The 18593-nt window shown below is 57.7% G+C and carries 16 protein-coding genes and 3 tRNA genes; 9 read left to right on the top strand and 10 right to left on the bottom strand.

What is annotated here, in order from left to right; translation table 11 throughout:
* The first annotated feature begins 59 nt into the window (after positions 1 to 59).
* From G5S47_RS05530 to G5S47_RS05560, 7 genes are all read left to right on the top strand, one after another.
* Positions 60 to 2891, top strand: coding sequence for a phage tail spike protein (locus tag G5S47_RS05530; protein WP_219585288.1), 2832 nt, complete (start codon positions 60 to 62; stop codon positions 2889 to 2891).
* Positions 2892 to 2905: 14 nt separating this feature from the next.
* Positions 2906 to 3328, top strand: a complete 423-nt coding sequence (locus G5S47_RS05535; protein ID WP_219585290.1) for a DUF1617 family protein — start codon at positions 2906 to 2908, stop codon at positions 3326 to 3328.
* Positions 3325 to 3546 (top strand): acetyl-CoA carboxylase, encoded by a 222-nt coding sequence (locus tag G5S47_RS05540; protein WP_219585292.1) that lies wholly within the window; start codon positions 3325 to 3327, stop codon positions 3544 to 3546. The genes G5S47_RS05535 and G5S47_RS05540 overlap by 4 nt, the downstream gene beginning before the upstream one ends.
* 80 nt (positions 3547 to 3626) lie before the next feature.
* Positions 3627 to 4091, top strand: coding sequence for a phage holin family protein (locus tag G5S47_RS05545; RefSeq protein WP_219585293.1), 465 nt, complete (start codon positions 3627 to 3629; stop codon positions 4089 to 4091).
* Positions 4091 to 4909, top strand: coding sequence for an N-acetylmuramoyl-L-alanine amidase (locus G5S47_RS05550; RefSeq protein WP_219585294.1), 819 nt, complete (start codon positions 4091 to 4093; stop codon positions 4907 to 4909). Before G5S47_RS05545 ends, G5S47_RS05550 begins: the two co-directional genes overlap by 1 nt.
* A 783-nt stretch (positions 4910 to 5692) precedes the next feature.
* Entirely contained in the window at positions 5693 to 6943 is a 1251-nt protein-coding gene (locus G5S47_RS05555; protein WP_219585296.1) for a recombinase family protein, read from the top strand.
* Complete coding sequence (locus G5S47_RS05560; protein WP_219585297.1) at positions 6940 to 8511, top strand: recombinase family protein; 1572 nt, start codon at positions 6940 to 6942, stop codon at positions 8509 to 8511. The genes G5S47_RS05555 and G5S47_RS05560 overlap by 4 nt, the downstream gene beginning before the upstream one ends.
* Before the next feature lie 217 nt (positions 8512 to 8728).
* On the opposite strand, the gene G5S47_RS05565 is transcribed toward G5S47_RS05560, so the two are convergent.
* A tRNA-Gly gene (locus tag G5S47_RS05565) sits at positions 8729 to 8802 on the bottom strand.
* Positions 8803 to 8932: 130 nt separating this feature from the next.
* On the opposite strand from G5S47_RS05565, the gene G5S47_RS05570 reads away from it, so the two are divergent.
* Positions 8933 to 9006, top strand: a tRNA-Pro gene (locus G5S47_RS05570).
* 73 nt (positions 9007 to 9079) lie between these two features.
* Here the strand turns inward: G5S47_RS05570 and G5S47_RS05575 are convergent.
* The 6 genes from G5S47_RS05575 to G5S47_RS05600 form a co-directional block, all read right to left on the bottom strand.
* Positions 9080 to 10138 carry an NAD(P)-dependent alcohol dehydrogenase gene (locus tag G5S47_RS05575; RefSeq protein WP_103631968.1) on the bottom strand — a complete coding sequence of 353 codons (1059 nt, stop codon included), beginning with the start codon at positions 10136 to 10138 and terminating at the stop codon, positions 9080 to 9082.
* Positions 10139 to 10402: 264 nt separating this feature from the next.
* Positions 10403 to 10612, bottom strand: a complete 210-nt coding sequence (locus G5S47_RS05580; RefSeq protein WP_219585299.1) for a hypothetical protein — start codon at positions 10610 to 10612, stop codon at positions 10403 to 10405.
* Between the two features lie 137 nt (positions 10613 to 10749).
* Positions 10750 to 10822 (bottom strand) — tRNA-His (locus tag G5S47_RS05585).
* 363 nt (positions 10823 to 11185) lie between these two features.
* A complete protein-coding gene (locus tag G5S47_RS05590) occupies positions 11186 to 12103 on the bottom strand; it encodes an ATP-grasp domain-containing protein (protein ID WP_179369787.1) in 918 nt (305 codons plus the stop codon).
* 217 nt (positions 12104 to 12320) lie between these two features.
* The gene (locus G5S47_RS05595) at positions 12321 to 13457 is read right to left on the bottom strand and encodes a D-alanine--D-alanine ligase family protein (protein ID WP_006681317.1); all 1137 of its coding nucleotides are present in this window, start codon (positions 13455 to 13457) and stop codon (positions 12321 to 12323) included.
* A 139-nt stretch (positions 13458 to 13596) separates the two neighbouring features.
* Positions 13597 to 14628 (bottom strand): NAD(P)H-dependent glycerol-3-phosphate dehydrogenase, encoded by a 1032-nt coding sequence (locus tag G5S47_RS05600; RefSeq protein ID WP_219585300.1) that lies wholly within the window; start codon positions 14626 to 14628, stop codon positions 13597 to 13599.
* A gap of 50 nt (positions 14629 to 14678) precedes the next feature.
* On the opposite strand from G5S47_RS05600, the gene G5S47_RS05605 reads away from it, so the two are divergent.
* A complete protein-coding gene (locus tag G5S47_RS05605; RefSeq protein WP_257878413.1) occupies positions 14679 to 15323 on the top strand; it encodes an AMIN-like domain-containing (lipo)protein in 645 nt (214 codons plus the stop codon).
* Positions 15324 to 15364: 41 nt separating this feature from the next.
* Here G5S47_RS05605 and G5S47_RS05610 read toward each other — a convergent pair whose 3' ends face one another.
* The 3 genes from G5S47_RS05610 to murA all read right to left on the bottom strand — a co-directional run bounded on the left by G5S47_RS05610 (position 15365) and on the right by murA (position 18538).
* Complete coding sequence (locus G5S47_RS05610) at positions 15365 to 16135, bottom strand: lysophospholipid acyltransferase family protein (protein WP_006681320.1); 771 nt, start codon at positions 16133 to 16135, stop codon at positions 15365 to 15367.
* A 130-nt stretch (positions 16136 to 16265) separates the two neighbouring features.
* Positions 16266 to 17207: a diacylglycerol/lipid kinase family protein gene (locus tag G5S47_RS05615; protein WP_006681321.1), complete on the bottom strand. Its 942-nt coding sequence runs from the start codon at positions 17205 to 17207 to the stop codon at positions 16266 to 16268.
* Positions 17208 to 17215: 8 nt separating this feature from the next.
* A complete protein-coding gene (gene murA / locus G5S47_RS05620) occupies positions 17216 to 18538 on the bottom strand; it encodes a UDP-N-acetylglucosamine 1-carboxyvinyltransferase (RefSeq protein ID WP_219585302.1) in 1323 nt (440 codons plus the stop codon).
* Between the last annotated feature and the right edge of the window lie 55 nt (positions 18539 to 18593).

The raw sequence follows: 18593 nt of genomic DNA on the forward strand, positions 1-18593 counted from the left end.
CACTTTGATGGCTGCCCCTTTGTATGGGGTGGTCATTGTCTTGTCTGGAAGGCACCCTCATGATTACGGTTCACGACCGCACCGCCACCACATTCACCGCCACCGGGCTAGGAGTCTTGGATCGGGAGATCATCAACCCGATCGTGGTCGAAGAACTAGGTGGCGAATTCTCCCTGACCTTCACCTACCCAGCAGATGACCCTTCAGCCACGCACCTCGTAGTGGAAAACATTGTGGCAGCGCCCGTGCCAGGACTGGAGCAACGTCAGGGGTTCCGTATTAGCGAGGTTGTCACCACCCTTGACGGCTTTCTCGAAGTGAGCGCGTTTCATGTCTTCTATGATCTGGCTGCGAACCTCATCGCCGACACCTACGTGGTCAACAAAACCGCCAAGGCTGCACTCGACCAGCTGCTGGGTGCTGCGAACACGCCCCACAGGTTCACCGCCACCAGCTCCGACACCACGACTCGGGCGAGCACTCGGGTGGTGCGCATGCCCATCGCTGCCGCCATCATGGATGAGGCGCAAGACAACACGTTCGCTTCGCGTTGGGGCGGCGAACTGGCCCGCGATAACTGGCACATCCATCACGCGCCCATGCGCGGAACCAACCACGGTGTGGTCATCCGTGACCGCAAGAACCTCACCGGCTTCGAATCATCCATTGATTTTTCGACGGTGGTGACGCGGATTTTACCGGTCGGCTACGACGGCCTACTCTTGCCTGAGCTCTATGTGGATTCGCCGAAATTCAGCTCTTATGTGGTGCCGCGTATCCGCGTCATCCGCTACGGACAAGTCAAAGCCATCACGGATAAGGACAATCCGCGTGAGGGGGAACTTCCGCTCGATCAAGCCCACGCGCAGTTGCGCCGTCTAGCGGCGGCAGAATTCAGCGCAAGACATGTCGATGAGCCGTCTGCTTCGTACAAGATCCGCTTCACTGACCTTTCACAAACCCGTGAATACGCTGATCTTGCACGGCTAGAGACCGTGGAGATTGGCGATACCGTGACCGTCCGCCACGCTGATCTTGGTGTCGCGCTTACGGCACGGGTAGTGGCATACGAATACAACCCGCTCACAGGCCAGTACATCTCGGTCGAACTGGGTTCTACTGCTCGGAAGTTCACGACCGTCACCCGCCAAGTCAAAACCGCCATCAACACGGCCATGTCGGCCTCAGATGCGGCAGGATTCGCACTCGCTTCAGCTGATGGGAAGAACACCAACCACTACGACACCATCCAGCCTGAGAAGGCACAGCTGGGTGACACCTGGTTTCGCGCGAACGGCGAAACCACCGAAATCTGGATCTACCAGCTCACCGACACCGGGCAGCCCGGCTGGATAGCACTCGCCACTGATCTGAACCATGTCCAGATCAGCGCGGAACTCGACGCCGCCCGCGCAGAGGTCGACCACGCCCTCGCCGCTGCCCAGGATGCACAAAACGCCGCCGACCAGGTGCATGAACGCCTCGCCACCGCGCAGGTCGAGATTGACCAGGCCAAGACCACAGCCGCTGGTGCTACCCAGTTGGCGCAGGATGCCCACGACGTTGCGGTGACCTCGGATGGGCAGCTCACGATTGCCGTTGTTGACCCGAGCGTAGCGGACGCTGCTGGCAGGCCAGAGGGCGCGCTGTGGCAAGTGCGCGTAGACGGCGTGATCGCCCGCCAATACATCCTCACCAACAACCAATGGAAACAGACACCGGTGGGTGGCGCGATGATCGGGGCGAAAGCGATCAGCCAAGCACACATCGCAGACGCCGCCATCGGCACCGCACACATCGCAGATGCCGCGATCACCGACGCGAAAATCGCCAACCTGTCAGCGAGCAAGATCACCTCGGGCTATCTAGCAGCGGCACGCATTCAGGCTGGATCCATCACCTCGGACAAGCTGACGATCGCCAACGGGTTTATTGCCAATGCGATGATCTCGAATGCGGCGATCACGGACGCAAAAATCGGGAATCTATCGGCCTCGAAGATCACGACCGGGACGCTTTCGGCTGCACGCATCGCAGCAGGGTCCATTACCTCGGATAAGCTCACGATCGCCAACGGATACATCACCACTGCGATGATCAAAGACGCTGCGGTCACCAGCGCGAAGATCGCTTCGCTGGATGCTGGCAAGATCACCACCGGCTACCTCAGCGCAGGCAGGATCGCCGCGCGGTCGATTACGGCCGACAAGCTCGCCACCAACGCCATCCAAGTAGGCTTAGCTGGCTGGACGCAATCTATCCGAATCACGCCCACGCAGATCGCCTGGTATGACGCCTCCACGTTGGAGGGAAAGATTACGAGCGCTGGGATGCAGTTCTGGTACGGGACCCGCTATATCGGTGAGTTTGCTCGGCGGGCTCACAAGGACAAGCCGAATGTGCAAGGCATCGTCAACCAGCTCGCCTACAAAGGCGACTACGTCGCCTGGACCTACCAGAAAACCTCCGGCGGAGACTACTACACCTGCCTGACGTTGGATCCGAAAGGCTTGTTCTACGGCAAAGCAGGTATCCACCTCGGCTCCGATCTGCGAACCGGCGGTTACAAGTTCTACACGACGGGCTCACGATATGTGACCTTGCAGGACTGCACGCTGACGGGCAAGGGAACCTATTCGGGCTGGGTGGGACAAAGCGGGCTGTCCAAGATCGTCTTCCACACCTATGACCTGATGGTCGTCACCAACGGGTCGTATTACAATATGACCCGTCTATTCGACCGCACCAAAGATTTAATGTCGCGAATGAACGCAATCCTCAGCCTGCTCAATCAAGGCTGGATCACATCCATCTCCGGAACCGGCTCGAATATAACCTGGCGGTACTTCTCCAACACAGGCCTGTCGGCCATGTCCACCAACCTCGCATAGAAAAGGAAACACTGATGAAGATCATGCTCGCCAACCAGTATTTGCAACCCATCGCAGACCTACTCACCAATATGCCGCTCAAGGCCGCTCAGTCCCGTGCCCGCTCCAAACTCCTGGCGCTAGTGAAGGAAGCGATCGCGCGATTCGGGGAAGACGAATACGACCTCGTCACCCAATTCGCAACACTCGACGAGAACGGCCGCCCGATATTCGCCGACGATGGCACGTTCGTCCTCGCCAACCCCGACAAAGCCAGTGAATTCCTCGACGCACGCCAAGCACTACTGGCATCTGTTGCGGAAGTCTCCGGTCCCACCTACGACGGACACGAAGCAGACATCCGCCAGCTTCTTGACGGCTATGAGGGCGAACTGTCTGGCGTGGCGGCGGAAGCCTACGACGTTCTCTACGACGCCATCACCAAGGACAACCAATGAAGGCCAAGGAAGAAAAGGACACAGAACTGACCGACGTTTCAGATGATGAGTCAACGTCTAGCGAAGAAGTACAGCTACCGATCGTCCCAGTTGAGTCCGATGCCACGCCCTCACCACCAGCAGAGGCCATCGAAGCCCAAGAACTCCTAGCGCCCAAGGCGGCCTCGTTCGACTTGAGCCTGCCAATTCTTGAGGTCTTGACTGACCCAACCATGTAGCCCAGTGCTACACCGATTTTTTTGATGCCTTCACCCCAGATGGGTGTGGGCAATTTTTTATGCCCACGAAAGGAATACCCATGTCTATACACGCCATCTGGCACGCCATCCAAACCGGAATCGCCAGCCTCGGTGCGTGGCTCGCCGCCTACCTCGGCGGCTTAGACGGTTTGGTTTACGCGTTGATCGTCTTCGCTATCGCCGACTACATCACCGGCGTGCTCGCCGCCATCAACGAACGCCGCCTCAGCTCCTCGGTTGGTTTCCGAGGAATCAGCCGCAAAATTTTGATCTTCACCCTCGTCGGCCTGGCCCATTTGATCGACGTCCACATCCTCGGAGCACCCGGAGTCCTACGCGCGGCGGTCATCTTCTTCTACCTATCCAACGAAGGCATCTCGCTGGTGGAGAACGCCACCCGCCTCGGCCTGCCCGTCCCATCCCAAATGCGTGGGGCGCTTGATGCGATCGCTAACCGCGCCGACAAACGACCACCCCTGACCGAAACGACAATTGAAAACACAACAGATAAGGAGATTCACTGATGAAGAATTGGCTCGCGCTTGAGGCCGATATCGACCTCATCATGAACAAGCACTACACGCCCGGCAGGAACGGTAGGCGGATCGATAAGGTCATCATCCACCACAACGCAGGCAACCTCACCATCAGGGGCTGCTACGACGTGTGGCAAACCCGTCCTGCTTCCGCCCACTACCAAGTCCAAACCGACGGACGCATAGGCCAGCTCGTATGGGACCGGGATACCGCCTGGCATGCAGGAAACTTTGCCGCCAACACCACCAGTATTGGCATCGAACACGCCGACATGACCAGTGATCCATGGACTGTATCCGAGGCGTGCCTTGATAACGGTGCACACCTCGTCGCGGCCGTTTGCAAGTTCTACGGTCTCGGCCGACCCCAGTGGGGGAAGAACGTGTTCGGGCACAAGGACTTCTCTGCTACGGCCTGTCCGGCATCTCTTGCTGGCTCCCAGCACGCCGCATACATGGCTCGCGCCCAGTCTTGGTATGACCAGATGATCGGCACAGCCCCGGCACCAGCTCCTGTTCCTGCAGCACCGAACATCGACGCATTGGCTGACGCTGTCATTCGTGGCGAGTACGGGAACGGTGATGAGCGTAAGCGTTGCCTCGGAGCCAACTACGCGGCTGTCCAACAGCGAGTCAATGAGAAGCTTTCTGGCAACGCGCCAGCGAAGCCTGCTGGGCCCAACATTGATGCCCTCGCTGACGCCGTGATCCGTGGCGAGTACGGCAATGGTGAGGAACGTAAGCGCCGCTTGGGCAACCTCTACAACGCGGTCCAAGCGCGAGTGAATGCCAAGCTCGGCTACTAACAGCTAGAGGTCAACGAACTTAGCCCCGTCAGCACTGTGACTTCCCAATCCTCGGGGAGCCGGTGGTGGCGGGGCTTTTCGTCGTTTCATGGACGGATTTAACAATCGGGGGTTTGTCGGCAGTGGGGTGAAGGGAGTGACCCCACTGTGAATGATCTTGATGAACAACGTATCCGTAACCTGCGCACGGCGGGCTGGGGGTATAAAGCGATTGCCGAGTTTTGCTCCCTGACTCGTGACCAGGTCCGCTCGTACTGCACAACCCGAAACCTTGACGCCGCTCCGGTGATGGTCGAGCGCGTGTGCCAGTGGTGTGCCAACCCTATACAGGGAGCAGCTCGGGCTAGGTTTTGCTCGCCCGCCTGCAGGCATAAAGCGTGGCGGCATCGACAGAAAACCGAGCCTGTGCGCGAGCAGACCTGTACGCACTGCGGACGCCGCTTCGCGATCGTGGACAAGCCAGGTCAAAAGTTTTGCTGTCACGCCTGCTATGTACGTGCCCGATTCGGCACGCGCGGCGGACGACCATGAACACGCTCGTCACTCCTGTTGATCAACTGGCCCAACCTGACGTGTTCGCCCGAGAACTCGCCTTCATTACGGACGCTCACACGTTGAGCGTGCTGGCGGGGCAGGGTGTGCTCACGCCCGCAGAGTATCAGCGTGCTCACCGGTTGTTATGGGAGGCGTGGACGCCGATCTCTCAACCATCAATAGTGGGCGAAACGACTGGATAAACACCTGGTTTAGAGCGTGTATAGACCTAACGCGAAAGGAGAAAACGTGGCACAAGTTAGTGTGGTGACACCAGTTCGGCCGCCTGCCCCGAAACTGGTCAACGTAGCAGCATACGCGCGGGTCTCAACCAACGGCACAGAGCAGTTAGCATCCCTATCGGCGCAGGTTTCGTATTATTCGCGCCTGATCCAATCCACACCCGGATGGGCCTATGTAGGGGTGTTTACCGATGAGGGTATTACGGGTAGGTCAACAAAATCCCGGCAAGGCCTGGCCGACCTGATGGATGCAGCCAGGGGCGGGGGTGTCGATATTGTGTTGTGTAAATCAATCTCACGCCTAGCCCGCAACACTGTCGACCTGCTCGCTACGGTCCGTGAGCTCAAAGACCTTGGCGTGGCCGTACGGTTCGAACGCGAACGCATCGACACCCTTAGCGCTGACGGGGAACTGCTGTTAACCTTGCTGGCCTCGTTCGCCCAAGAAGAATCACGCTCACTATCCCACAACGTCAAATGGGCAATCCGCAACCGGTACAAGAACGGGGGCACGAACTCCTTCGTTGTCTATGGCTACCACTGGGCAGACGGCCAGTTCACCATCATCGAAGAAGAAGCCAAGATCGTGCGCTTACTGTTTGCCAATTATCTCGATGGGATCAGCCCGGAGAAAACCGCGACGATGCTCAATGCTGAAGGTAAACGCTCTCGGGGAGGGGGACGGTTCTACGGGTCTGTGTTTCGTCGCATGCTTGAAAATGAGCGCTACAAGGGCTGCCAAATGCTACAGAAAATGTACCGCCCCACAATCCAAGCACCCACATGTGCGCTCAATGACGGGGAGCTGCCGCGATATTGGGTTGAGCAAGCCCTCCCAGCGATCATTGATGAGGTGATGTTTGACGCGGTGCAGGCAGAAATCGCGCACAGGCGTGAGGTGGGTCCGGCGGCGACCCCGTCAAAGAACACGGGCGTATTCACCGGACGGATCTGCTGCGGCGCGTGCGGGAAGAACTATCAACGCAAAACCCGCACCTACAAGTCTGGAACCTCGTATAAGTTTTGGCGCTGTTGGAGTGCCTGCACCGGGAACGGCAACCCCTGTAGGGGGCACAACCTGCGCGAAACACTCCTCGAACACGCCTGCGCAGACATGCTCGGCACCCAGGGTTTCGATCCTGTCCATGTTGCTGAGCAGGTCGTGATGATCGAGGCCTTCGAGCATCAGCTCACATTCCACCTCGCGGATGGAACCATGACGCCGGTGGGGTTAACCAGTGAGGGGAGGTTGGCATGAGTCGCACCGTCACAGCGATACCCGCAACAAAGAAGCTTCGATCTGCCGCAGCCTCATCTGGTGTACCAGCACACAGGCGGGTGGCCGCGTATGCGCGAGTTTCCACCGAGATGGAAGAGCAAACCTCCTCCTACGAGGCTCAAATCGACTACTACACCACCTACATTCATTCCCGTAATGATTGGCAGTTCGCGGGCATGTACTGCGATGAGGGCATCTCTGGCACCTCCATGAAACGTCGCGAAGGTTTCCAAACCATGATCGATGACGCCCTGGCAGGCAAAATCGACCTGATCCTCACCAAGAGTGTGTCCCGGTTCGCACGCAACACCGTCGACTCGCTCACTACCGTGCGCAAGCTCAAAGACGCAGGCGTCGAGGTTTATTTTCAGAAAGAAAATATTTACACCTTTGACGCCAAAGGCGAGCTATTGATCACGATCATGAGCTCACTGGCGCAAGAAGAATCCCGCTCGATCTCCGAGAACGTCACCTGGGGGCACAGGAAGCGTTTTCAAGATGGGAAAGTCATGGTGCCCTACAAATCCCTACTCGGATACAAGAAAGGAGCAGACGGCAGCCTCGTCATCGACGAAACCCAAGCTCCGACCGTCAGGCTGATCTACCAGCTGTTCCTTGACGGGATGGCCATCAGCGAAATCAAAACCGAACTCGCTGCCCGCAAGATCCTCACCCCACGCGGGAAAGAAGTGTGGTCGACATCGACAGTGCGCTCCATCCTGTCGAACGAGAAATACAAAGGCGACGCCCTGCTGCAAAAGACGTTCACCACCGATTTCCTTACTAAAAAGATGAAGGTCAACGAAGGCGAAGTACCCCAATACTACGTAACAGGCAACCACGAGCCGATTATTGCTCCACGCATCTGGGATCAAGTGCAATACGAGCTCGCCACCAGGCATGGCAACATATCGTCAGCGAAAGTCGGCTTGTTCTCCACCCGGCTCAAATGTGCTCGGTGTGGGGTGTGGTATGGGCGTAAGACGTGGGCGTCGAACACGAAATACAAGTACACAGTCTGGCAATGCAACCACAAATACACAGACGAACATCCCTGCAGCAGCGCGACGGTGAAAGACGAGCAGATCAAGGATTCTTTCGTGCAAGCGCTCAATCAACTGATCGCCCGCCGTCCGCAGCAAAGCCAGCTACCGCAGGTGCTTGGCGACATGTTCGGTACGAGCCGTTTGGAAGAACAGGCCGCTGCCTGCCAAACAAAAATCGTGGAGCTGACCGAGCAGATCGAGGCGCTGATTGCGGAAAACCAGCGGTGTGCGCTCAACCAGGACGCCTACCAAGCCCGCTACACCGAACTCGATACTATCTACCGTAAGACGCTCGCACGTAAAACAAGCCTGGAAGCAGATATCGCAGCGAACACCGCCAAGCACGCCGCCATCACCACAGCCCTAGGCGATTTGACGGGCGAACCTGTGAGCGAGTTTCACCCCGCACAATGGAGCGCTCTCATCGATCACGCCATCGTAGACGAGGATACGATCCGGTTCGTGTTCCGGGTTGGCGAGGAAGTGAGTGTCCAGCTTTAAGTCCGAGATGAAGATTCTGGCCCGTTCGTGCATGAGCGCGCGGACGGGCTTTTCTCATGCCCAGAAATCGTGGCAACAGCGAAGTGATAGTGCTCGGGAAACATTTCCGCAGGTCAGGGCAAACGCGCTATACACTCGCTAACGCAAGCGATTTTCTTGACCCCCTTGGGGCGTACGCGCTAACGCAAAAGGGTACTTATCATTTTCGACGTCTAAGTGGAGCGGATGACGGGAATCGAACCCGCGTGATCTGCTTGGAAGGCAGAGGCTCTACCATTGAGCTACATCCGCAGACGCATCAAAGCGCGCATGGTCGATAGTAGCGGGTTTTCACTTCGATTGCGAAATTTAACCCTCTAGGCCTTATGATCTTCCATGTAGCATTTCGCTTCGGCGCCCTCAAACGCCGTTGCGTGTGTTTCGGGGTGTGGCGCAGCTTGGTAGCGCGCCTGCTTTGGGAGCAGGATGTCGCAGGTTCAAATCCTGTCACCCCGACAGTCAAAAAGAGGCCGTGACCCGCATAAAGGTCACGGCCTCTTTCACTTCAATGCTCATGAAGCAACGTATTTCAGAACGTTGCCGTATCGATCACGTAGCGGTAGCGCACCTTAGAGTCGACAACGTTGTTGTAGGCTTCGGTGATGTCTTCGCCACTGATGATCTGAACCTGCGGGGCGATTCCATGCTCGCCACAGAAGTCCAACATTTCCTGCGTTTCGGGGATGCCACCAATGTTGGAACCAGCAACGATTCGGTTACCGCCAATGACCGAACGCCACGGCAGGGTCAGCGGTGTCTCGGGCAGGCCGACGTTCACGAAGGAACCGAGCGGACGCAGTGTTGCAATCAGCCCCGCGTAATCAAGGTTCGCGGCGCTGACGGTGCAGATAATCAGGTCAAAGCTGGAAGCAAGCGACTCGACTGTCCCCTCTTCACTGGTGGCGTAGAAGTGCGTTGCGCCGAACCGACGCGCATCTTCTTCCTTCGAACGACCGTGCGAGATCACGGAGACCTCGGCACCCATGGCCGCCGCAATCTGGACCGCCATGTGCCCCAGTCCGCCCATGCCCACAATTGCGACCTTCTTGCCGGGGCCAGCTCCGAAGCGCTTCAGTGGCGAATACGTCGTAATACCCGCGCACAGCAACGGAGCCGCTGCCTCAAACGGGATTTCATCCGGGATGCGGCACGCAAAGTTTTCCGACACCGTGAAGCCCTGGGCGTAACCTCCGGCAGTCGGATTTCCATCGGCATCCAAACCATAGGTCCAGAGCGCTCCGGGAAGGCCGTCCTCGTCCCCCGTACAGAACTGTTCGTAGCCCGAGGTGCACATTTCACACGTGCCACACGAGTTGGTCAGGCAACCGACGCCGACCTTGTCGCCCACCTTGTACTTCGTGACGCCTTCGCCGACTTTGGCGACGATGCCGGCGATCTCGTGGCCGGGGACCAGAGGGTACTTCTTCGGGCCCCACTCGCCCCTGGCGCTGTGAATGTCGGAGTGGCAGACGCCGGCGTACTTGACCTCGAAGTAGATTTCGCCGGGGCCGGGTTCGCGCAGGTGAATGGTGGTTTTGTGGAAAATGCTGGCGGTGTCGTCGCACGCGTAGGCGAGAACGTCGGGCATGATGCCTCCAAAGATTGTGGGGTGGGTTCGCCGATTATCGGCCTCGTTTCATTATCCGCGTTGGGTGCAATTCGCGCACACCGACGACGGTGATGAAGTTGCTGGCGGCGTGAGCACGGTGGACGTGGGTGGATTCAGTTGCCACAAGTGGATCATTCCACGATGCACGAGGTCGCTCCCCTGATGAGGGCTCAACGCCTATTTGGCGCGAATATCACGAAGCATTTCCGCCGAGCGCCCTGGGGAGCCTCGTAGCTCGTCGCCTTACCAGCGACGAATCGGCACCAACCGTAATCTGAAGGTCGCGGGGGCTGAAACAGGTTTGCCTTCGTCTTCACACACAAACGAGAAAAGATCATCAATCATTTCTCGCAATTCGCGGAGCGTGTGGCCCTGCGTGTGGTAGGTCTGCCCAGCGTACGTTAAATGAGCGATCCACCAGCCACGATCACGAGCGACCTCAACGGTCATCATTTCCCCTCCAGTTCCTCGTAAGAAAAATTGCCACTGTAGTCCTCAGACATTCGCGGAGCCCCCTTATGCCCCCGTCAGCGTAGGAAACTCCTTACGAAAACAAAAACCCGGAACCGCAAGGTTCCGGGATTCATCTGGGTGGCTGACGGGACTCGAACCCGCGACGTCCTGGACCACAACCAGGTGCTCTACCAACTGAACTACAGCCACCATTGAAGCGCTTAGCGCAACGGAGAAAACTCTAGCAAATAAGTCACCTCAAATGAAAATCATACTGGGTACTAGCGCGTGTCATTCGCCACGTCGCCCCCAACAAGCGCAAAGCCACACCAAGCAAGGCGCCACATCACCAACCGCACCCAACGCGACAAAACCGAACTTTTAGACCCACATCCGTCGCACCAAGCGCACCTGGGAACAGAAAAGACTCAGCCAGGCACCGATGCAATATCGGAATCAGACCCTTGAGACCCTAACCACCTAGAATTAAACCAGTCCAACTTCCGGGGGCTAGTTCACCAACTGCCGGGGGCTAGTTCAGGCCTTCGGGGCGTCCTCACTCAAGCGAGATGCTCACCAGTGCGCACGCACCGAGATTGCATCAGCAAAGTTTCCGAGCGCTTCCGGCGTTGCGCCCAGGTACAGGTCAGCATCAACCAAAGACACTTCCATGACCAAGAACGAGCCCTTACCGTCCGGCACCAGGTCCACGCGGTTGAACAGGAACTGTTCGTCGCGTCCAATGCGTTCCTTCACGTATGCGTGCAGGTTACGGCGGATTTCTTCGCCCCACTGCCATGCGACAGAGTCGGCTGCCTGAGCGGTGACAACTGCTTCGTGCATGCTCGGGTCGGTGACGGATGCGGGGTGCAGCTGCGCACGCTTCACCACAGCGTGCGAGACCAGACCATTGAAGAACACCAGCGAAATCTCACCGTTGGTGTCGATTTCTTCGAGGTAGCGCTGAACCATGACCGCACGTCCCTCGCCCAGCAGCTGCTGGACCTGCGCGATGGCGGCTTGACGCTGCGGGGTGGAAAGAGTGGTGTATCGGCCGATATCACGCACGCCGGACGAAACGGCGGGCTTGACAATGAACTCACCAGAGGCCGGGAATCGTGTGTGGATCTGGTGCTTCGACAGGTTCTGCTCAGGTTCCAGCCAGGTGGTGGGAATGGTGGGCAGACCGCGCTTCGCCAGCGAGCGCAGGTAGGTCTTATGCGTGTTCCACTCGAGAATGTCGGGGTGGTTCAGGATTCGCGGAACCTTCTTGGTCCATTCGAGGAAGGTGTCGCGTTGCAACGGGTAGTCGCTGACCGAACGAACGATGACCATTCCGGCTTCGTTCCAGTCCACGTCCGGGTCATTCCAAACTTTAATTTGGGGGTCGCATCCGCGTTCCGCGAGAGCATCCAGCAATCCTTCCTCACCGTGGTAGAGGTTCGGCATTGCAGATGATGTCACCAGCGTGACTTTGGGCTTGGTCGTCATAGTTCCAAAGATACCGAATCGGCGCATGCTTGTGGGAGTTAAGTCCTGAGAGCCAGCGCACGCCACAGTGGTCGTTTGTTCGCTCAGCGACGAGGCCGCCTCCACTTGGAAACCGTCTCACCACTACAGGGGCGGGGGCACACTCGCGTCTAAGATCAAGGAGGGGCGTACTCAAATCTGCGTACGCCCCTTCCCGTTGTCTTTATCGGTTCGACACTTATCGCAATCCGAGTTCCCGATCGAGCGCTTCTTCAAGAAGTGTGTCAATCAAGCTGGTGTAGTCGAGTCCTCCCTTTGCCCACATTTGCGGGAACATGGAGATCGGCGTGAATCCGGGCATGGTATTCACTTCGTTGATGATGACGGATCCGGTTTCTTCATTGTGGAAGAAGTCGACGCGTGCCAGACCTTCGCATTCCAAAGCGTCGAACGCGCGGGCAGCCGTGTCGCGGATCTTCTTTTCGAATTCGGGCGCCACGTTTGCCGGGCACACGAGGCCGATGGCTTCGGTGTCGACGTATTTGAGTTCGTAGTCGTAGAACTCGCCTTCGGGGACCTCGATTTCGCCGAGGGGCGCGGTGCGCGGGTGTCCCGTGGCGGATCCGAGGACGCCGCATTCGATTTCGCGTCCAACGATTCCGGCTTCGACGATGACGCGCGGGTCAGCGTTTTGCGCTTCCTTCATGGCGACTGCAAGCTCGCCCGCGGAATCGACTTTGGTGATACCGATGGAGGAGCCTGCGCGACAGGGCTTCACGAACACAGGGTATCCAAGTGCGCTCACGCGGTCGGTGCATGCCTTGGGGTCTTCTGCCCATTGAAGAGCGGTGATGAGTTCCCACTGCCCCACGTCGATTCCGGCTGCGGCAAGCACGGTCTTCGTCAGGTGCTTGTCCATAGAGATTGCGCTGGAGGTGACGCCGCATCCGACGTAGCGGACGTTCGCCATCTCGAAGAGGCCCTGGATGGTGCCGTCTTCGCCGTAGGGTCCGTGCAATAGAGGCAGGACAACGTCAACATGTCCAAGGTCTTCAACGCCGGAAACATGGGAATCTAAAGCCGAGGGATCGCCTTCGTAGGTGACGTCAAGCAGCGACCCAGAACCGGGAGCAAGAACAACGCGCGAGGCGCCGGCCGTCACGCTCTGGCCGTGTCCGTCTTTGAATTCCAACGCCGAAGGGTCATCGGCTACGCGCACCCATTCCCCATCGTGAGTAATACCGACGGGCAGAACATCCCACTTCTCGCGATCAATTGCGCGCAGAATTCCGGCCGCTGTCGCACACGAAACCTCGTGTTCACCTGAGCGTCCACCAAAAACGATGAGGACGCGACGCTTTTCAGTTTCAGTCATGCGTTAAGAGTATCGCCACCGCGCGCCCGTTCGACTACGCGGTGGCGGTGTGCCCGTTTACTCGCATTGCCGAAGCTGCGCTCGGCATATTTTCACGCTACGCGTGAACGCCACCCGAACAAGGGCGCGAATCGGACCCTCAGAGTAGCGAGATCTCCCAGCCATCCATCTTCTGCGGGCGCGCAAGGAGCATCTGCCCCATCTGTTCGATCGTGGCGTCACCGCTGACAACGGCTAGAACGGCTGCGCTGATCGGCATATCGATGCCCAGCGAATCAGCGACGGCAAGGATCGGCTCGGCAGAACGCACACCTTCAACAACGCCAGGTGACAACGCGAGGGCCTTGTCCAAACTCAAGCCCGTACCCATACGATGACCCAAGGAGAAGTTACGTGACAGGCGCGACGAACAGGTTGCCATCAGATCACCAATACCGGCGAGTCCAGCAAATGTGGCGGGGTCTCCCCCAAGCGCTTGACCCAGGCGAGTCATCTCAGCAAGACCTCGTGTAATGAGAGTCGCGCGGGTATTGAGCCCCAGCCCCATCCCCTCTGCAGCGCCAATAGCCACGGCAATGACGTTCTTCGTCGCGCCCGCGATCTCACAGCCAATAGCGTCCGTCGAGACATACGGCCTAAAGTACGAGGTGTGACACGCCTTCGCAATATCGATAGCCAACTGCTGGTTCGTTGAGGCAACGACTGTGGCCGTCGGCTGATGCTCGGCGATTTCACGCGACAGGTTCGGCCCGGAAATGATAGCAATACGATCTTGGCCTAGTCCCGAGGCTTGTTCGATAATCTCGTCGACGCGCAGATGACTTGCAAGCTCCAAGCCCTTCGCAAGAGACACGATCACAACATCATCACTCAAGCATGGGCGCGCAGCCTCCAGAGTCGAACGCACACCGGCAACCGGCACAGCGATAACGATCAGTTGAGCGCCGGTCACAACCTCTTCGATAGACGTCGACGCACTGATCTGATCCGACAGTTCAATACCGGGAAGATAGGTCGCGTTCTCACCCGAGTTGATGAAGTCAACCGTGGTAGCTTTCCGACCCCACATTGTTACATTGAGCCCAGCATCCGCAAGAATCTGCGCAAAAGTAGTACCCCAAGCGCCGGTACCTAAAACCGCCGCGCGCGTAAACACACGTTCCTTACTCATATGTGAGACCCTACTAGCACCTCGACAATTATGGCGGTGAAGATTCAATGATGTCTCGTAAGCGTGTGATTGGCGTTGCCCTGCTGGCATCCTGCGGTGTGATCTTGGGCGCATGCGCACCTCAAGCCGACGACACTATGAGTGATGGATCGACACCACAACCGATGCCCTCACAATCTGGCCAGTCAGGCCAGTCGGGTGATGCCACCCCAGAATCTGGCCCTGACGCACAAGAACAGGACACGCAGCCAATTAACGGCGACGCTTGGGTCAACGAGTTGGAAGACGCCCCGTCTCAACCTGGTAAAATCCCCGCAATCTTCCACGATATGCGTGTTGGCGAACACGACACTTTCTATCGCATTGTCGTTGAGTTCACCGGCGAGGCCACCCTGGGCTACCACCAATCGTGGGCCGACAAGCCGATCGAACAGGGACGCGGACAGGAATTGGACGTGGAAGGCGTCGCCTATCTTGATTTCGTCCTGACCGGAACATCAATGCCAATCATGGACGGACAACTCGAGCAGTATTATCAGGGGCCACAAAACCTGCAGGTTGGTCCCTTGGACGTACGCGAAGACGGAACCTTTGAAGATTCAACCCACATCGTGATCGGTATGGATCACGCGAGGAATTTCCAGCTCGGCTTCCTGACACATCCGCTTCGAGCAGTAATCGACATCCAGAAATAGCAAGCAGAGCGAGAGCCTCGGGAGCGCTTGTCTCCCCCAGCCTATTTGCCTGCCTTCTTCGCCTTCTTCTCTTCGAGCTTCTTACCTTCTTTTTCCCACCACGGGCCGGCCTTCGTCTTCGCCTGCCACATACGAGTCGGAGGTTCAAGGCCGCGCAGTTGTGCCACTCCCTTGGTCAGCGCAGTGTGCATGCGCGAAGTCGCTTCTTTCACTGCCTCGTGATTATCTGCCCCTTGGTCACTCATCAGATCCGACAGGTCAACAGGAGGCATGATCTGGTAGCGAATCGTGCGCCCAGGGCGGAAATCAATCTTCGACGAGTACGGGCCCTTGACGAATTGAGCACCCCATTGGGCAATCGGAACCACCGACACACCGGTGTCCAACGCCAGGCGCGCAGCACCCGTCTTGAACGACATCGGCCATTGATCGGGGTCTTGAGTGAATGTGCCTTCCGGCCAGATAGCGACAATATCGCCGTCTTTCAGAGCCTCGGTGGCAGCTTCCAAAGACTGAGCGGGATTCACTTCGCGGTCAACGGGGATCAGCCCCATGCCCGCAAAAATTGTGCCCATCACCGGCACAGAGAACATCGACTTCTTCGCCAGAAAACGAATCTTCGTCTTGCGCTTCATGTAGAACCAGCAGAGACTCAGCGGATCAACGGCTGACAAATGGTTCACAATCAGCAAATACGGGCCGTTTTCCGGGATGTTTTCGGTACCCTGCGCATCAATCTTCACCCACGGTGTCATGATCGGACGCAGGACGTTCTGGGCGAAGCGGTAGACGCCAGTGATCTTCGTGCTCATGGATCGAAGTCTAACGTGAGAACAGGCACTCACCGCGGAATGTCAGGGTGCTGTCCACCTGCACCTTTGCGTCTAAGGTCGGCGAATGGGTGCAAGAGCGATCCGCCACGCCTTACGCCGACTACGTTCCTCAGACCAGAACGTCGACGATGTGCGGCGCCGAAGTCACGGTGAAGGGAATCTCGGCCACCTTATCGCCGTCCGCCATGGCAACCATGCCAACGGGCTGGGTAATTTCAATCGACGAAGCCGGCTCCACATGGATGACCTCATGCCCCTGCGAGCGGCCACCCACAACCTTCGCCAAGATCGGAAGAGCCTTCAACAACGGGATGTCTTCAACGTGGCACAGTTCCATGATCCCGTCCGTCATATCGGACTGAGGAACAAGGCGAACGCCACCACCCAATCGTCCAGAGTTAGAAACGGACGTGATCCACCCAGTAAGCTCGCGTTCTTGCCCATCAATCTTCAGCGTAATGGTGGAAGGGCGATGGGTTGCGAGAGCAGCGAACGCTCCATAGCCATATGCGATAGGACCAGACGTAAACATTGACTCGTTCGCCAATAGATTCGCCTTCGCATCCAAGCCCAAAGAGACCAGGCCCAAAACCAGGGAATGAACAGTTCCGTCTGGGGTGGTCACCCACATTCCGTCCATCGGACGAATTCGCGAAGCAAATAGCTCGTCGCTTTCTTCGTTCACAAAACCCAGTTCTGCCAACTGTTTCGCGCGAGCTGACGCATCGGGGCTGATCCCAAGAGCTCGACACAGATCATTGCCTCGTCCGCCAGGAATCGGCGCGAACAAGGTGCCAGCTTCGTGGGCGCCTCGTGCGATCGCCGAAATGAAACCGTCACCACCCAGGGCGCCAATCACATCCTCGGTTGTTGCAGACGCAATCTGACAAGGGTCATCTGACGCTCTGGTGACGCTGACTCGGACCGCCCAACCGCCGCCACGTAAAATGCGGACAACTTCGGGGCCGACGTTCACTGAACGACCACCGGCTGACATAGAAGAAATCAGCAGATGGATTGATCGCCTCTCCGCCGTAGTGTGCGCAGTCATTGATTCGCTTACTTCACGTAGTCGACGCGAGCATCCAGCTGGTTCAGCTTCTTCGTAAAGTGCTCATAGCCTCGAGCAATCACGTCAATGCCAGCAACCGTAGACGTTCCCTGAGCGGCAAGCGCAGCAATCAGATGCGAGAAGCCACCGCGCAGATCAGGAACCTCGATGTCCGCACTATGCAGCGGAGTGGGGCCGGAAATAACAGCAGAGTGGAAGAAGTTACGCTGGCCGAAACGGCACGGTGTTCCGCCCAAGCACTCGCGGTAGACCTGAATATTTGCGCCCATCTTGCGCAGGGCCTTCGTGAACCCAAATCGGTTCTCATAGACGGTTTCGTGAACGATGGACAGGCCTTCAGCCTGAGTCAAAGCAACGACAAGAGGCTGTTGCCAGTCGGTCATAAAGCCCGGGTGTACGGCCGTTTCAAGGGCAATCGACTTCAGTTCGTCACCGGGATGGTAGAAGCGGATGCCGTCAGAGTCGATGTTGAACGCTCCACCAACCTTGCGGAAGGTGTTAAGGAAGGTCGTCATGTCGGGCTGGTGTGCGCCACGGACATAAATATCACCGCGGGTTGCCAGCGCAGCGGCGCCCCATGATGCAGCCTCAATACGATCAGGAAGTGCGGTATGGTGGTAGCCCTTCAGCGTGGGCACACCTTCGATGCGGATCGTGCGGTCCGTATCGACGGAGATGATGGCACCCATCTTCTGCAGGACGTTAATGAGATCCATGATCTCAGGCTCGATCGCCGCCCCCTTCAAGGTGGTAATACCTTCAGCACGAACAGCGGTCAAAAGGGTCTGCTCGGTGGCACCGACTGAAGGGAATGGAAGCTCAATAACCGCACCGTGCAAGCCCTCTGCGGGCTTCGTGATGTGGACGCCGTCAACACGCTTATCGACGTTCGCGCCAAACTTGCGCAGGCCTTCAAGGTGGAAGTCAATGGGGCGACCACCGATGTTGCACCCACCCAGTTCCGGGATGAAGGCTTCACCGAGCTGGTGCAACAACGGACCGCAGAACAGAATCGGGATGCGCGAAGCCCCGCCGAGGGAATCGATGTCAGAGCGCGACGCAACCTGAACGTTCGTCGGGTCCAGCGTCATCACACCGGTTGTTTGGTCGAAATCAACAGTCACGCCGTGAAGGCGCAACAGGTCCGACACAACATCAACGTCGCGAATCAACGGCACGTTCGACAGCTGTGACGGAGATTCACCAAGAAGCGACGCAACCATCGCTTTGGGCACGAAGTTCTTGGCACCACGAACAGTGATTTCACCGGTTAGCGGGTGACCGCCTTCAACGCGAAGCACGGAGGGCATGAATCAGGCTCCTCAAAAAGATGAATAGTCTGCCTCAACTTTAAAGCACGGCGTG

The organism is Schaalia turicensis, from assembly GCF_019380255.1.
Classification (GTDB): Bacteria; Actinomycetota; Actinomycetes; order Actinomycetales; family Actinomycetaceae; genus Pauljensenia; species Pauljensenia turicensis_A.